Annotated in this window: 11 protein-coding genes and 3 pseudogenes; 6 read left to right on the top strand and 8 right to left on the bottom strand. The window is 58.2% G+C overall.

Going from position 1 to position 16,014, the window contains the following annotated elements; all coding sequences use genetic code 11:
- Positions 1-19: 19 nt before the first annotated feature.
- Positions 20-763, top strand: coding sequence for an SDR family NAD(P)-dependent oxidoreductase (locus CHB75_RS07445; protein ID WP_089269909.1), 744 nt, complete (start codon positions 20-22; stop codon positions 761-763).
- A gap of 45 nt (positions 764-808) precedes the next feature.
- On the opposite strand, the gene CHB75_RS07440 is transcribed toward CHB75_RS07445, so the two are convergent.
- The gene (locus CHB75_RS07440) at positions 809-1,120 is read right to left on the bottom strand and encodes a cupin domain-containing protein (protein WP_089269908.1); all 312 of its coding nucleotides are present in this window, start codon (positions 1,118-1,120) and stop codon (positions 809-811) included.
- 119 nt (positions 1,121-1,239) lie between these two features.
- Here CHB75_RS07440 and CHB75_RS07435 point away from each other — a divergent pair, with 119 nt between their 5' ends.
- Complete coding sequence (locus CHB75_RS07435) at positions 1,240-2,181, top strand: sugar kinase (RefSeq protein WP_089269907.1); 942 nt, start codon at positions 1,240-1,242, stop codon at positions 2,179-2,181.
- 292 nt (positions 2,182-2,473) lie between these two features.
- Here the strand turns inward: CHB75_RS07435 and CHB75_RS07430 are convergent, their stop codons facing one another.
- The 6 genes from CHB75_RS07430 to CHB75_RS07405 all read right to left on the bottom strand — a co-directional run bounded on the left by CHB75_RS07430 (position 2,474) and on the right by CHB75_RS07405 (position 9,570).
- Positions 2,474-3,175: a FadR/GntR family transcriptional regulator gene (locus tag CHB75_RS07430; protein WP_089269906.1), complete on the bottom strand. Its 702-nt coding sequence runs from the start codon at positions 3,173-3,175 to the stop codon at positions 2,474-2,476.
- Positions 3,176-3,530: 355 nt separating this feature from the next.
- Positions 3,531-5,057: a tripartite tricarboxylate transporter permease gene (locus CHB75_RS07425; protein ID WP_089269905.1), complete on the bottom strand. Its 1,527-nt coding sequence runs from the start codon at positions 5,055-5,057 to the stop codon at positions 3,531-3,533.
- A 3-nt stretch (positions 5,058-5,060) separates the two neighbouring features.
- The gene (locus CHB75_RS07420) at positions 5,061-5,576 is read right to left on the bottom strand and encodes a tripartite tricarboxylate transporter TctB family protein (RefSeq protein WP_245840789.1); all 516 of its coding nucleotides are present in this window, start codon (positions 5,574-5,576) and stop codon (positions 5,061-5,063) included.
- Positions 5,577-5,723: 147 nt separating this feature from the next.
- Entirely contained in the window at positions 5,724-6,689 is a 966-nt protein-coding gene (locus CHB75_RS07415) for a Bug family tripartite tricarboxylate transporter substrate binding protein (RefSeq protein ID WP_089269903.1), read from the bottom strand.
- Positions 6,690-7,322: 633 nt separating this feature from the next.
- The gene (locus CHB75_RS07410) at positions 7,323-8,843 is read right to left on the bottom strand and encodes an aldehyde dehydrogenase (NADP(+)) (RefSeq protein WP_089269902.1); all 1,521 of its coding nucleotides are present in this window, start codon (positions 8,841-8,843) and stop codon (positions 7,323-7,325) included.
- A gap of 1 nt (position 8,844) precedes the next feature.
- Complete coding sequence (locus tag CHB75_RS07405) at positions 8,845-9,570, bottom strand: ribonuclease activity regulator RraA (RefSeq protein WP_089269901.1); 726 nt, start codon at positions 9,568-9,570, stop codon at positions 8,845-8,847.
- 894 nt (positions 9,571-10,464) lie between these two features.
- Here CHB75_RS07405 and CHB75_RS07400 point away from each other — a divergent pair.
- Positions 10,465-11,703, top strand: a pseudogene (locus CHB75_RS07400) (IS3 family transposase).
- Here the strand turns inward: CHB75_RS07400 and CHB75_RS07395 are convergent.
- Positions 11,700-11,993 carry a DUF6916 family protein gene (locus tag CHB75_RS07395; protein WP_245840786.1) on the bottom strand — a complete coding sequence of 98 codons (294 nt, stop codon included), beginning with the start codon at positions 11,991-11,993 and terminating at the stop codon, positions 11,700-11,702. The pseudogene CHB75_RS07400 and the gene CHB75_RS07395 overlap by 4 nt on opposite strands.
- A gap of 171 nt (positions 11,994-12,164) precedes the next feature.
- Here CHB75_RS07395 and CHB75_RS07390 point away from each other — a divergent pair.
- The 3 genes and pseudogenes from CHB75_RS07390 to CHB75_RS07380 form a co-directional block, all read left to right on the top strand.
- A pseudogene (locus CHB75_RS07390) lies at positions 12,165-12,502 on the top strand (transposase); the annotation flags it as partial.
- 45 nt (positions 12,503-12,547) lie between these two features.
- Positions 12,548-13,552 (top strand): annotated as a pseudogene (locus CHB75_RS07385) (IS481 family transposase).
- A 176-nt stretch (positions 13,553-13,728) separates the two neighbouring features.
- The gene (locus tag CHB75_RS07380) at positions 13,729-15,519 is read left to right on the top strand and encodes an SLC13 family permease (RefSeq protein ID WP_089269899.1); all 1,791 of its coding nucleotides are present in this window, start codon (positions 13,729-13,731) and stop codon (positions 15,517-15,519) included.
- Positions 15,520-16,014: the final 495 nt, after the last annotated feature.

Below are 16,014 nucleotides of genomic sequence, written 5' to 3'. Positions count from 1 at the left end.
ATAAACGGAAGGAAGACAGATGACACTTCAAGGCAAGACAGCAATTGTGACCGGTGGCGGACGTGACATTGGGCGCGCTTGCGCCGTCCGGCTGGCGGCAGAAGGTGCAAACGTCGCCATCAGCTATTTCGCGAGCGCAGACGGTGCCCACGCGACGGTTGCAGAAATCACCGGGGCAGGGGGCAAGGCCATCGCAGTGCAGGCGGACCTCAGCAAGGCCGACGGCGTTGCGACGCTTGTCGCGGCAACGGTAAAGGCGTTCGGCAGCATCGACATTCTGGTGAACAACTCAGGCGGGCTGATCGCGCGCAAGTCGATCCGCGAGATGTCTGTAGACCATTGGCTGGCCGTGATGGACCTGAACCTGACCAGCGTCTTCATGATGACCAAAGCCGTGCTTGAACACATGAAGTCGGGCACGATCGTCAACCTTGCCAGCCAGGCTGGCCGTGACGGTGGCGGACCCGGAGCCGGGGCCTATGCCGCATCCAAGGGCGCGGTGATGACCCTGACGCGTGGTTTGGCCAAGGAGTTGGGGCCGGACATCCGCGTCAACGCCCTGTGCCCGGGCATGATCGACACCGATTTCCACAATGTCTTTACCAAGCCCGAGGTACGCAAGAACGTCGAGGCAGCAACCCCCGTGAAACGCCAGGGCGTTCCGGCCGATATAGCGAACATGGTCTATTTCCTGGCGAGCGATCAGTCGTCCTTTGTCACCGGGGCCAATTTCGACATCAACGGCGGGATGCTGTTCAGCTGATCCGGCAAGCTCCGGCGCCCGTCCGTCGTGCGCCGGAGCGTTCAACTAAAGGAAGTCGTCCCGGCGTGGCGTAAAGCAATCAACAAGGCAACCCGGTTCGATGCAGACACAGCCATGCCGCGCGCCCGACGGAACGACAAAGCTGTCCCCTTTCGAGACCTCAAATTCCCGGTCGCCCACCGTGAACCGGTAGCGGCCACTTTCGACATAGGTCGACTGCACATGCGGGTGATCGTGCAGCGCACCTTCTGCGCCGGTCTTGCCGAACCGGAAGGCCACAACCATGAGGTCCGGATGATCGGACAGGACCTGTCGTGTCACGTCTTCTCCGGTCGAAACTACAGGGAAAGTGTTCATGGCGATCAATTCCTCGTTTTATCCGGCCCGATGGTGCGTCACGTCCTCTTGATCGTGTCGCACCCGACCGCCCCCATGATCAATAGTATCCCCAAAATTTCAAAAGGCTACTTCGATTGATGTATCCAAAACGTTTCTCTTCTTCGCCTGCGCATCGTTGTCTGGTGTCCATCGGTGAATGTATGGTCGAACTTGCACCCGGCGCGGACCCGGACAATTTTCGGCTCGGCTTTGCCGGTGATACCTTCAACACAGCGTGGTATCTGCGCCAACTTCAGCCTGGCTGGGCTGTCCGCTACATGACAGCGGTGGGGCGGGACGCGGTATCGGACGCTATGCTGGCAAAGATGCAGGGCGCCGGGATAGACACGCGCCATGTTCTGCGTGATCCAGAGCGAACGGTCGGGCTATACCTCATTGCGCTGCAGAACGGCGAACGCAGCTTTTCCTACTGGCGCAGCCAATCCGCCGCGCGCCGCCTCGCACAGGATCCGGATGTGTTGGCACAGGCGATGAAGGGCGCGGCGCTGGTCTATGTGTCGGGCATCACCATGGCCATTCTGGACGATTTCGGGCGCGAGACGCTACTTGGCGAACTGGTTCGGACGCGGGCGGCGGGCAGTCTGATCGCCTTTGACCCTAACCTGCGGTCGCAACTCTGGGAGGATGCCCAAACCATGTGCCGGGTTGTGACGCAAACTGCGGCGGTCAGCGATATTGTCCTGCCCTCGTTCGAGGACGAAGCCGAACACTTTGGTGATGCCAATCCGGAGGCGACGCTTGCGCGCTACCTGCAAGGAAACACCAGAACCGTGATCGTCAAGAATGGCCCGGGTGCCGTTCTTTTTCGCCACGAAGACACGACTGGCACTTTTCTGCCCCATCCCGTCAGGACGGTTGTGGACACCACATCAGCGGGCGACAGCTTCAACGCCGGCGTGCTGGCTGGTCTGCTCTCGGGAGAACCGGCTGATCAGGCCGTGCAGCAGGGAAGTCGAGTCGCCGCGCAGGTCGTGGGACAGCGCGGCGCACTTGTACCGCTGGACTGTGCAATCTCTTGAACCTGACCCCCCTGATTCCCGGCAGGAAAAACTACCTCTTCATGGGCTCGGAAGGGGCAGGCGACGCTGCGGCCATCGCCTACACGTTCATCAAAACAGCCCGGATGATCAGAGGTGATGCTGAACCTAAGTACCGGTAAATTAAAGCGACATAAGAAACAAAGATGCATGCGCATTGCACCAAGATCCATTATAGCCTGAAACGGCCGCGCGCGAAAATGGAATGCTGTCGTGCGAATTTGGGGAAAGTCCGCTATTCAAAGGCAGGTCGGGCGCGCTCTTACCGTACTTTTTACGATTCCTGTGTACCAACGAACATACGGTCCTTAGCGGCAGTGATATGATGACGCATCGTAGCCTGCGCGACCTCCGGTTGCTTGAGGCGGATCGCGTCCAGCACGGCTCTATGTTCAGCCAGCACGAGTTCCTGGCGAACCGGCGTATCCAAAAGTGTCAGGGATCGCGAGAGCTTTACGCCAAAGGCAATTTGTTCTCCAAGAGATTCGAGAACTGAAGCAAAGAATGAGTTTCTCGAGGCGCGCGCCACCGCGAGGTGAAGCATCAGATCTGCTTCGACACCCAGAGCGTTTTGTTCGTAGGCTTGCTCCATCACCTGATAGGCGTGATCCATGGCGGCCAGATCCTCGTCTTCTCTTCGCCTGGCTGCCCATGCAGCTGCCGCACCTTCCACATCGATGCGGAATTCGTAACACCGTTGGACCTCGGACACCGAGTCCAGTGGTACGAAACTGATCAGTTGCCGGTCGGGACGGCGTAGGACATAGCTGCCGGAGCCACGGCGTGACTGGACGATTCCGTCATCACGTAGCCGCGAAAGCGCTGCGCGCACAATCGGGCGGGATACGCCGAAACTCTGGGCCAGGACCTCTTCGGGGGGTAACCGGCTGTCAACTGAATACTCCTCTTCCAGAATTTTCGCCATCAGTTGATCGTAAACTTGATCGGCCAACGAGGGGCGACGGGTTTCTGACAACGTGGTCTCCTTTGTTTTGGATTGGACTGGAGTGTACACTGGCCGTGCAACTTTTGTCCTTAATAGTCTGCAAATTGGCTTAGTTAAAAGCCTGACGGTGGCGCGTTTTTGGGACCGACCGTTGATACACATGATCCATGGCAGTCGCGAACTGCCGGACCTTCGGAGGCGTATGCCGGGCCGGTGGTCACCGGAAGATATGGCCTGCGTTGTTTCGCCTTGTGCCATCAAGCCGCTTTTGGCTTTGGGGAGGCACGCCTACTTCCTGATACATAGCGGCCCGCGGGGTAATGGAGTTTCTATACAAACGCATATTCAGTTTGTTGTCGCCACCCGGCCTTGGAACGGAAGCTTATCACATGCCCGTGGAGACCGTCGGGTTCTTGGTCGGCTTCCTGATTACGAGGAAGTAGACAAAGACCAGAGTAAGCAGAACAAAGAACAAGCTGTCCGGATTGGTGACGAAGGTCGTCGGATCCCCGTTGGACAGGGCCAGTGAACGCCGCAGGAATTCCTCCAGGTTGGGGCCCAGGATATAGCCGAGCAGCATCGTGATTACCGGGAACCCGTTGCGCCGCAGATAGAAGGCCAGAACACCCATGCCCAGAGCCATGAACATCTGGAAGGTGGAATAGGTTGCAACGTAGCTTCCTACCACAGCCAGAAGAGCGATGACCGCGTAGAGGACATCCTTGCGAACTGATACGATCTTGATGAAGTAAGGTCCGAGCAGGTAGAGCGTCAAGGGAATGAGCACCACCGCGCTAAACAGGAGAGTTGCCAGCATCGGCGCGATCAAGGGGGCCTGGGCGGTCATCAGTTGCGGCCCGGGCTGGATACCGTTGATGACCAGCACGCCGAGCATGATCGCCGTGATCGGATCGCCCGGGATGCCGAAGGTCAGCATCGGCACCATGGCTCCGCCACAGACAGCATTGTTGGCACTTTCGGACGCAGCAATACCTTTCGGGTTTCCTTTGCCGAAGGTTTCCGGCTCGGACGAGGTGCGGACAGCCTCGGTATAGGCGAGGAAAGAGCCCATTGATCCTCCGGCGCCCGGCAGTGTCCCCACGAAATACCCGATTAGGCAGGACTTGATATAACAGCCAAAGCCAATTTTGCGGATGTCGGAAAGCGGCGGCAGAAAATCGCGGCGTCTGATCTTGACCTTGTCGGCGGCCGCGGCAAAGGCGCTGATATCATTGGATGCCACGGCCTGTGTCAGGACTTCGGCGATGGCGAAGGTGCCGATGATGACGGGCATCAGGTCGATACCTGCCGTGAGGTTGGAATAGCCGTAGGTGAAGCGGGTGATCGGTTCCATTGCGTCCAGGCCTACGGTCGCAAGCATGAGCCCGATACAGGCGGCCAGACCGGCCTGCGCTATTTGTCCGCGCTGTGCGATCACGACAACGATGATGGCAAATGCAAGCAGAGAGAATTTGCCGGTCGTTTTGACGAGCAAGGAGACTTCGGCCACGAAAGGCGCGACCGCAATAAGGAGCAAAGCCCCGACAGCACCGCCGATCATCGAGCCGAGGGCCGCGTGGCCCAACGCAAGGGCGCCTTTGCCCTGTTGTTGCATGGGATACCCGTCCAGCGCGGTCATCATCGAGGATGGCGCACCCGGAATGTTGATCGTGATTGCCGTGATGCTCCCGCCGCACATGCCGGCCATGTAGATGCTGGCACAGGCCATAAGCGCGGTTTCAACGCTGAGTGTGTAGGTCACCGGCAGCAGCAAGGCCATCGCCAGCGTCGCAGTCAGACCGGGAATGGCTGCAAAAACGGTGCCGATCACGAAGCCCAGGATCACGTAGGTCAGATTGAACGGATCCAGCAGGAGGGTGAAGCTGTTGAAAACAAGAAAAATGAAATCCATGACTTAACCCCAAAGCGTCGGGAGTCGGACCCCGAACAATTGCTGAAACATGACATAGGCAATCACGACAATTACCGCCGATATGGCGGCCTTCTGCAGAAGCTTCTCGAAAGAAGAAAAAAGTACGATAAGCGCGAAAACGAAGAGGCCCGACGAGATGAAGTATCCCATTGGTTTAAAGCCGAGAATGTAAAAGAAAATAGCGACCACGACCCAGATGTGGGTGTAATTCCGCGGCACATCAGACTGGAACTTTTCGGGTTCGGCACGCAGCTTCTGAAGAATGAGAATGCTGCAAAAGAAGATCGCAGCGCCCCCCACCAGGATGGGAAAGAACGAAGGTGTCAATCCGCTCTCGGATATCGGGGCGCCTAAATTCAGTGCCGAGATGAGATATCCGACAGACACTGCAAGAATGACATATAGAAATACCAGAGGCCTGTTTAAGAGCATCGTCTTCTCCCGGGCTGGGTTGTTGGTGGGGGTAGCGGCAAGCTGCTGTTTTGGACTCAGCGTCAAGAGGCACGGTGGAACATCTCGTGCGAGCTGCTGCGTTGGTATGGGGCAGCTTGCCGGTCGATGATAGCGCTTGCATCACCACCCCAAACAAAGCGCCCCCGGAGGGCGATGTCTCCGATACAGGACCGGAGACATCATGCTTGGTGGTTACAGATTCAGTTCGTCCATGAGCTTGAACGTCTTGTTCTGGAGCTCGTCCATCCAGCCTTTGACCTCGTCCGAGCCGAGCCAGTCTGGGGTGACGCCAACCTGCTTCAGCCAGTCCTGGAACTCTGCACTATCGTATGCCGTTTTGAACGCTGTCTCGATCGTGGCGACGGCCTCTGGCGGAGTGTCTTTCGGAGCCGAAAGAATGATGAAACTGCCCGTTTGCAGATCGTAGCCCTTTGAACTGATCGTGGGCACGTCCGTGTAGGTCAGGTTTTGCACAGAGGACAGTTCAACCACACCTTTGACATCGCCCGACGCAATGATGCCGCTGAAATCGCCCAGGCTCGAGATTGCTGCATCAAGCTCGCCAGACAGGAGTGCTTCTGCTTCTGCGCTTGAAGATCCGGCATAGGTGATCACGTTGAAATCGACGTCCAACAGTTTTTCAAGCTGGATGACCGACAGATACGGACCCGACCCCTTTGGAGCCACGCCGACGCGCACTGTGCCGGGACTGGCCTTCGCCGCTTCCACCAGTTCTTCGAAGGTGTTGATTCCGGAGTGCTTGGAGACGACGATCGCATCGGCTTCGGTGGTGATGCGGGCGATCGGTGTCATGTTGTCCAGCGAATAGCCGGGCACCATCTGGCCACGCGGCAGGGTGATGACACTGTCGTAGGTCAGCACGCCGACGGTGTGCCCGTCCGGGCGCGAATTGGTCATCTGGATCAGACCGGTCGCCGTCACGGCACCCGCGATATTTTCCACATAGACAGATTTTGGCAGTTCATCTTCGGCAATGTTGCTGATCTTGCGCGAAATGGCGTCCGCACCGCCGCCCGCCGGCCACGGAACGATTAGACGAATATCGCGGGTCGGGAAATCCGCCGCAGCAACCGAGGTACCAATGATGCAGGCACCAAGTGCCAACGCGATTTTGCCTTTCAGGCTTTTAGAAAACATAGACCTGTTCCTCCTTAATAGATGTCGTGATCCAGATAAGTCTGGCAAGTTGAATGAACCGACTGGTCCGACGAAGCAGGGCGCTTCGACAGAGCAACTTCAAGTTTGTCTTTTTGAGAGAAAGCCAAGCCTGAATGAGGTTCAGGACTTTGCTTGCGCGCTTTTGAAAATGACTGGGCGCGATCTGGCTGCAAGGGGCGCGCCATCGCCTGATCGAAACTTTGCACCCATTGAAGCACGACGCGACTGTGCTCCAAATGCGACTGATAACATCCTCCCATATATTACCAAGCTTCGGCCCCCTGAAACCGTCAGCGCAGCAGACGGTGTGGATCGGGAGACTTGAATCACGATACTTGTATAATATTTACAAATCAATGCGAAATATTACCAATTTTGGAGAAAATGTGTGATTTTTGTGCGTTGTATGTTCTTTTTGAGAACAACTTTTAACATATTGTGATCCGCATAGCCCCGCCGCATGCCGCATGCCAAACGTGCAAAGCGGCCTTGGCAATTGCAGGGGCGAGGTTGTCTGATGGGGGTAGGCGTAGCCACCGGCCCGCAGCTGACTTGTGGTTCCGCCACCGCAAAAGAATACAGTGGCGGTACAGTGGATTTATGTGACCGAAGCTAAACGTACACGAGATCGGCCGGAAGAAGCGCTTCGGGGAGGTTCTGGTAACACACCGGCCGCAGGAAGCGTCGGATGGAAAGTGTGCCGACGGATGTGGCACCAAAGTTGGTGCTTGCCGGATAGGGGCCCCCGTGAACCATGGAGTCGCAGACCTCGACCCCTGTCGGGAAACCATTGGCCATGACGCGACCAGCCATTCGCTCCAGCACGGGCAGCAGCTCCCGCGCAAGGTCGATATCGCCGTCATCCATCTGAAGCGTTGCGGTCAATTGGCCTTTGAAGCTATGCGCTATTTCCTTCATCTGCGATGCGTCCTTCACCCGGATCACCAGCCCGAGAGGGCCGAACACTTCTTCGGACAACTCTTCATTGGCCATCCAGTCGCTGGCCAAGACCTCGAACAGATACGGCGCGGCATTCCGACCCTCGCAGGATGTGCTCAGGAGAGACTTGACGCCCGCGCCTTCGGAAACCCGCCGGGCGCCTTTGCGGTAGGCGGCGGCCATGCCATCTGTCAGCATGGTCTGGCCTTCAATGGAACTGAGCCCATCTGTCGCCGATTGCACAAATGCATTCGCATCTGGCCCGTCTAGCACAATCGCAATGCCCGGGTTGGTGCAGAACTGTCCGACACCCATCGTAAGACTTCCGGCCCAGCCAGCGCCTATATCCGCGCCACGGGCAGAGGCTGCTTGCGGCAGAACGAACATGGGATTAACGCTTCCGAGCTCCCCGAAGAACGGGATCGGCTCGGGGCGCGAGGCGCAAAGATCAAAAAGCGCGCGCCCACCGCCAAGGCTTCCGGTGAAGCCGACGGCCTTGATCCGCGGATCCGTCACAAGCGCTTCTCCCACCGCGCGACTGCCCCCCTGGACGAGGCTGAAGATGCCCGCGTCCATCCCAAGTTTTTCGAGTGCAGCGACGATTGCGTCACCAACGATCTCACCCGTGCCAGGATGCGCGCCGTGCCCCTTGACGACGACGGGACACCCCGCGGCAAGCGCCGCTGCGGTGTCGCCACCGGCCACCGAGAACGCCAGCGGAAAATTGGACGCACCGAAGACCGCCACCGGGCCAACGGGGCGCTGCATCATCCGTAAATCAGGACGGGGAAGCGGCTGACGATCTGGCAGCGCCGCGTCATGTCGCCGATCAAGGTAATCTCCGGCCAAAATGTGCGAGGCAAAGAGACGCAACTGACCGGTGGTCCGGCCGCGCTCGCCCTGCAGGCGGGCTGCGGGTAGCCCCGTTTCCGCGCTTCCGACCTCGGTGATCTGGCCACCACGGGCGTCGATCTCGTCAGCTATGGTTTCCAAAAGCTTCGCGCGCTGCTCGCGGGACGTGGCGGCGAATCCCGCAAATGCGGCCTCGGCAGCAGCACAAGCCTCGGCCACAAGCTTGGGAGACCCCGCCGAGAACTCAAAGGCGCTGCCCGTCGCGGGCGCGGATAAGAACCGCGCCTCTGAGCTGACCCGTTTTCCTGCGATCAGGTGATTTCCATGGAGGGTATCGGTCATATTATCGTCCTGTCCGTTCGCGCCATGCGTCGTATTTCACGAGGTTTTCTTCGTCCGTTGCCGGATAGAGGCCGATGATCCCAGCGCCCTCGTTCACTTGCTCCAGCACGAAATCTTCGTAGGATTCCATGTTCGTGCATTCTTCTGCGATCTCATCGGCAAGGTGGGCCGGGATTACCATCACGCCATCACCGTCCCCCAGCATGACATCGCCGGGAAAGACCGGCGCGTCACCGCAAGAAATCGGCACGTTTATGTCAATGGCCTCATGCAACGTGAGGTTTGTCGGTGCCGAGGAGCAGGCAAAATAGGCGGGCATGTCAAGCGCAGCGATGCCGATCGCGTCGCGCACGCCACCGTCCGACACGACGCCGGCGGCGCCGCGTTTCGCAAGGCGGGTGACGAGGATCGATCCGGCCGTGGCGGCGCGGCTGTCCTTGCGGGCATCCATTACCAGCACATGACCTTCGGGACAGGTTTCCACCGCCACGCGTTGCTTGTGGTCGCGTTCCCGGAAAATGGTGATTGGATTGCGATCCTCCCGGGCAGGGATGTAGCGCAGCGTGAAGGCCTGGCCGACCATGGTCACCGGCTTGCGCGCCATCGGCACAACACCTTGTACAAACTGATTGCGCAAACCGCGCTTGAACAGAGCCGTCGCGACGGAAGCCGTGGATACCTTCCTTAATTTGTCACGGATCTCACTGGACAAGATGTAATCGCTCATAGCTTTTTCCTATTGTTTGGTTCTTTGCGGCCACAGTTGGTGTGAATCCAGTGTGCTTTCCGGCGCACAAGAGCTCGGTCAGCAAAACGCGATTGAAGCATTTCCCTGAGCGGCATGCGCGTATCGGCTGGCAGCCTGTCAGCCTCCGCTATGCAGCGTGTGCTTTGAGGCTGCCGCAGCGAATCATACAGCAGAGGGAACCGGTTAGATTGATGTCCCGAACAGCGTTCGGATCTGATGCAAGCTTTTCAAGCCTGTGCGCCGCCGAAGCGGCAAAATGCTCGTCGCTTGCGTTGCGGTTACCTGTGGTAAATCTCCAGAAGGTTTAACACATCAGTCCTCCAAATCCTCTCCGCCGAAGTTGTGAACTCAAGTACACATAATTGCAAAATGTGTCAATATTTGTAATGACAAAAATAGACAATTGACCAAATTGTCACGATAACATAAAAAATATGTACTTTTTTGTTACATATTTTTTGACTAACGCTATGCTTCCCGACGGAGAGAGTGGACATGGAAAAGCCGCTCGAAACGCCGCGCAGTCGGTGAATCGTGCCATTTCCGTGAAGCTGCAGGCAGGGGGTGTTGATTTCCACCCAGAAGTGAGCCGGGTGGCCGCATGATTTTCATTGAGATTTGCCCCTTGTGATCTTCCGCTCTGCGACGCGCATTGGGAGGCAACGGAATGATCTGCATGGGACTTTTGAACATCATACGGAAGGGGCGGGGAGCTGCCGTTCGCTGCGCTCGTCACGAACGGCAGAAAAGCGCAGAACTCAGCCTTCTGACGCGTTCAGGCGGCGTTTAGAGGTGGTTTCGGAAATCTGAACAGCCGGGATAGGTGGATTTTCTGCGCAACAGCAGCATGATGCTGCGAGCGAGGAGAAGACCATGGCAAGACGACCGCGCCGGAACCACAGCCCGGCATTCAAGGCGAAAGTGGCGGTAGCCGCTATCAAGGGCGAGAAGACGCTGATCTAGTTGGCGCAGGATTTCGACCTCCATCCTAACCAGATCAAGCAATGGCGTGATCTGCTTCTTCAGAGCGCGACCGGGGTGTTTGGTGATGGGCCGAAGGCCGAGCCGGAACCGGTGATCGACGTGAAGACCCTGCATGCCAAGATCGGGGAGCTGACGCTGGAGAACGATTTTTTGTCCGGCGCGCTCGGCAAGGCGGGTCTGCTGTCCCGTTGCCCGGCAGGCGATTGCGCAGCAATCTGCCGAGAGGGGGGCGCAAAAAGATGATCGACCGGACAGCTAAGCTAAGTGTCGGCCGTCAGGCCAAGGTGCTGGGGATCAGCAGGGGCAGCGTCTACTACTAGCCGCGCTCGATCCGGGCTTCCGATCTGAAGCTGATGTACCGGATCGACAAACTGCACATGGAATTTCCCTTCGCGGGCAGCCGGATGCTGCAGGGCCTGCTGGTTAAGGAAGGCTTCAAGGTCGGGCGGCTGCACGTTGCCACATTGATGAAGCGCATGGGGATTGAGGCGCTCTATCGCAAGCCCAACACCTCGAAACCGGTGCCAGGGCACAAGATCTACCCCTATCTGCTGAGGAAGCTGCCGATCACCCGGCCCAACCAGGTGTGGGCGATGGACATCACCTACATTCTCCCTCTCGGGTATGCACGCATGCCCTGCCGGGCGGTGGATGGCGCGCGGGTTCATCTAGCTCGCCGCTGTGCTGGACTGGTTCACCCGCCGGGTGCTGTCTTGGCGCGTGTCGATCACGCTGGAAGCGGATTTTTGCATTGAAGCAGTGGAGGGGGCGTTGGCGCGCCACAGCGCTCCCGAGATCTTCAACACGGATCAGGGTAGCCAGTTCACATCGACCGACTTCATCAAGGTCCTGGCGAGCCGGGAGATCAAGATCAGCATGGATGGCAAAGGGGCGTGGCGCGACAACGTCTTCGTGGAGCGCCTCTGGAGAAGCAGCAAATACGAAGACGTCTACCTGCGGGCCTACGCCAGCATCTCGGAAGCTCGCGCCAAGATCGGCCGCTATCTCGGCTTCTACAATCCGCGCCGCCGACACTCAGCATTGGGCTGGAAAAGCCCTGTCGCCTTCGACCGAAAGGTGGCTTACATGAGCACTTGGGGCGGCACGAAAGCGCGACAGGTCCACTAGGTGAAGATTGCCTCATATTCTACTCCGGCATCTTTCCATGAAACGGGAACCAGGAAAATATCATGGCTGCCAATCGTGTCCTGGGACATCTGATAAGTAGCTTGTGGCAGAACCGGATGTGGTGGTCCCTGCCAAAGAAGGGAAAAAGCGCCGCCCTTACGCTCACCCGCACCCAGTTTCCTGACTTCGATCAACTTCAAACGAACTGCTGGCTCAACGGAAACAATCATGAATTCCATCCCCTCGATCAAGGCGAAATCCTCTGCTGTCATGGCATTTAAATCAATCACGTGCGTAAAATTTCCCTGATTGTCATTCTGGTTTCATTTCTACATGGGTTTACCACCGCAGGATAGCTGATTGCCTGTTCCTTGTTCAGGAATATTTGTCAGTGCGATGGCTTTGTTGCACAAACCCGATGAGGGATTCCTGTCGTGAACCCAGCCTGGTAGCTGGACGACATGAGCAGACCGACAGCCCCGACCTACCGGACCCGGAACTGGCCAGCCGATAACGAAGCGCTCAAGCGCCGTGGCTCGCTGACGATCCACTGACCGGCAGTGCATTGCGCCGCAATGGCACGAGAGGTTGGTTTGACCCGGAGATGATCTGGGATTCTGCGCCGACCGGCAACCGCGGCCGACAGCAAACCTACAGCGATACCGCCATCCAGACCTGCCTGACGATGAAGGTGCTGTTCGGCATGGCGCTACGGCAGACGACCGGGTTCGTCGAGAGCCTGTCGCGTCCGATCGGTTTGAACTGGGCGGTGCCCGACTTCAGCACAGTGTTTGATCGCATGGTTTGATGGTGCGATCCTTTCTCAGGCCTGGAAGGAAGCATTGTGAGACAAGTTCGTCACGGGAGCGCCACGACAACGCACGCCGTCAGAGCTGTGCAATACAGCGATCGCAAGCTTCGCTCGCGCAGTTGAGTAAGGAGTTGGGCATCAATCCCAAAACCGTCGCGAAGTGGCGTAAGCGTGCGACGGTAGAGGGCTTGAAGACCGGACCGAAAGAGCCGCGTTCGACCGTTCTCACCGAAGCGGAGGAGGCAATGATCGTCGCATTCCGGCGGCACACGCTACTGCCGCTGGATGATTGCCTCTATGCCCTTCAGCCGTCTGCCCCGCACCTGACGCGGTCGGCGCTACATCGGTGCCTTCAGCGACATGGCATTTCGCGCTTGCCAGATGTCGAGGGTGACAAGCCAAAGCGGCAGCAGTTTAAGCGATATCCCATCCACTGCCCGGCAGACGATTTGCAAGGCAAATCTGCCGAGAGGGGGCTTCTTCCACATCGACATCGCCGAGGTTCAGACGGTGGAGGGCAAGCTCTATCTCTTTGTGGCCATTGACCGGACCAGCAAATTTGCGATCACCCAACTCGTGGAAAAGGCGGATCGCAAGACCGCCTGGGAGTTCCTCGAACATCTGCTCAAGGCCGTCCCCTATCGCATCCACACGATCCTGACCGATAACGGCATCCAGTTCGCCGAGCAACCTCGCAACCGAAACACAGCATATTCGCGGCAGATGCGCTTCGACATGATCTGCGAGGCAAATGGGATCGAGCATCGGCTGACCAAGCCAAACCATCCGTGGACGAATGGTCAGGTCGAGCGGGTGAATCGAACGATCAAGGAGGCGACGGTGAAACGATACCATTACGACAGCCACGACCAGTTGCGCACGCACCTCACCGACTTCCTGGCAGCCTACAACTGCGCACGCAGACTCAAGACCCTCAACGGGCTCACGCCTTACGAATACATCTGCAAGATCTGGACTGCAGAGCCAGATCGTTTCATCACAAATCCGATCCACCAGATGCCGGGACTGAACACCTAGTTTTGCGGAGCACTACCGTTCCCCCTCCTAGCGACGTACGTTTCATGCGGGGGCAAGTCATAGTTTCACCCTGACTGTTCCTCGCAAAGGCAAGTATCGTCCGAACGTCAAACACCAGTTTGATTCGAGAAACGTAAACTTACGCCGTCTGCGCAACAATGGAGCGTGATCACATCATGGCAGTCGACTTTGCAACTCTGGCACCTTACGCCGCCGTCCTCTTGTTTGTCGGCGTTTTCACGGCCTTCGTCATGGAATTGCGATCCCCGGATGTTGTCGCCTTTTGTGGGGCGGCTACAGCACTTGCCATGGGTCTTGTCGGGCCCAATGATATTCTGGCTGCGCTCGCCAACCCGGCGCCGACCACGATCGGCGCGATGTTCATCCTCAGCGCGGCGCTGGTCCGGACAGGCGTGCTCGAGGCACTGAGTGGTGTTCTGGGTCGACATGCGTCGGCCCACCCGGTCCTGACGCTCGGATTATTCTTTATCACAGCTGCCGGAGCCTCGGTCTTCATGAACAACACTCCGGTGGTCATCGTGCTGATCCCTGTTGTGATCACGCTGGCGCGGCAGATGAAGATTGCGGCATCACACCTGCTCATCCCGCTGTCCTACATGGTCATTCTTGGCGGGACCTGTTCCCTAATCGGGACCTCGACGAACCTGCTGGTCGATGGCATAGCACGCGATCTCGGGATGACTCCCTTTAGCCTGTTCGAGATCGCCCCGGTCGGAATTGCAGTCGCTATAATCGGTGGGGCGTTTCTGGCCATCGCGGCCCCGCGCCTGCTGCCCCTGCGTCAGACTGTCGGGGACCTTCAATCGAAACGTGATCTGCGCACCTGGCTGGTTGAACTCTTCATCCCGGCAGGCTCGCCTCTGATCGGCAAAACAGTGCTGGAGGTGGACGCACTCAAGAACGCCGGAAGCCGGGCTGTCGATCTTGTTAGCGGTGATCTGTCCTTGCGCGACTCTCTGGCGACATCGACGATGGCAGCGGGGGATATCGTGGTCATAAAGACCACAGATACCGAAATCATGGGGTTTCGCGATGGCGCCGCCGTGGGCAACGCCGTTCTGGGAACAGAGGCGTCGACGGCCCGCCCCACTTCGGTTGTCGAAGTCCTGATCGGCCCGGATTCAAAAGCGCTGCACAGAATGGTCGGGCGTTTGCACTGGCGTCGCCGTTTCGGCGTCTATCCGATCGCGCTGCACCGCAATGGAACTGCGGTCGACATGCGCCTTGCGATGGTCAAACTGACGGTCGGAGACACATTGCTTCTTGATGGCGCGCCCGACGACATCGCCCGCCTCGCCGAGGAGGAGCGATTGATCCTGCTGTCCCCGGTCACTTCTCGAGGTTTTCGCCGCAAGAAAGCGCCGATCGCCATTGCGACCATGATCGGCGTCGTCATCCTCGCGGCCCTCAATGTGGCGCCGATCCTGACACTTGCGTTGATCGGTGTTGCAGTCGTTCTGCTGACAAACTGCATCGATGCAGAGGAAGGCGTAGGGTCAATCGACGGCCGGTTGCTGTTGCTGATCGTCTCCATGCTGACATTAGGCAGCGCGCTGGACAATTCAGGGGCGCTTTCGCTCATTATAGCCAAGCTGTCGCCGCTCCTCGCGACGGTCCAGCCGATCATAGCCTTGGCTTTGGTCTACGCCCTGACGTCGGTCCTGACCGAGTTGGTCACTAACAACGCCGTCGCAGTCCTGCTGGCGCCGATCGCAACGGGCGTGGCGGTCCAGCTTGGCCTCGATCCACGTCCTTTTATTGTGGCCGTGATGTTCGGTGCAAGCGCCAGCTTCGCAACGCCAATCGGCTACCAGACCAACACCCTCGTCTACAACGCGGGGGGCTACAGGTTCACTGATTTTCTGAGGATCGGCCTACCGATGAACATCATCATCGGGGCTGCGACCGTATTCCTTATCCCGCTCATCTGGCCTTTGGCGGGGTAGGCAGGATAGTTCGGGCTGAACCACGCGATCGATCGACCAGATTGCCACCGGAGGTGTGCTCGGCTTCAACCGTCTTGATCAATCGCCACCCTGTGCCTTCCTTTCCGACCCGCTTGCGCCAGCCGTTACCCGACGGGCGAATGTTTACATTCGCTGAGAAGGGGCGGCGAGGGGAGATCAATCGGCGGGCGGTGCTGTAAGAAGACGTCGCCGGTGAAGTGTTGATAGTGAGACGGATCAGTAAATAGTCCGGGGGGCTCTTGCCCGGCGAACGAGGCCCCCCCCTCCAGCGGAGACGATCACTGCGTCTAACAGACGATAGGCGTGCCGGAGATACCGTAGACCCGCGACAAGGCCCGGCGATGAGGCTGGTCGACGCGTGGAGGAGGGAAATAACCTGACCTATTCGCGCTCGACGACCTCCCGGGTGAAAAGTGCTGCCAGTTTCGCCAACTCGTCATGTAAATCAGTCATGTTAGTCGGGTGGGGACGCCG

The organism is Puniceibacterium sediminis, from assembly GCF_900188035.1.
In the GTDB taxonomy this organism is placed as follows: domain Bacteria; phylum Pseudomonadota; class Alphaproteobacteria; order Rhodobacterales; family Rhodobacteraceae; genus Puniceibacterium; species Puniceibacterium sediminis.
The sequence above is the reverse complement of the archived record's forward strand: the minus strand, read 5'-3'. Positions and strand labels throughout refer to the sequence as shown.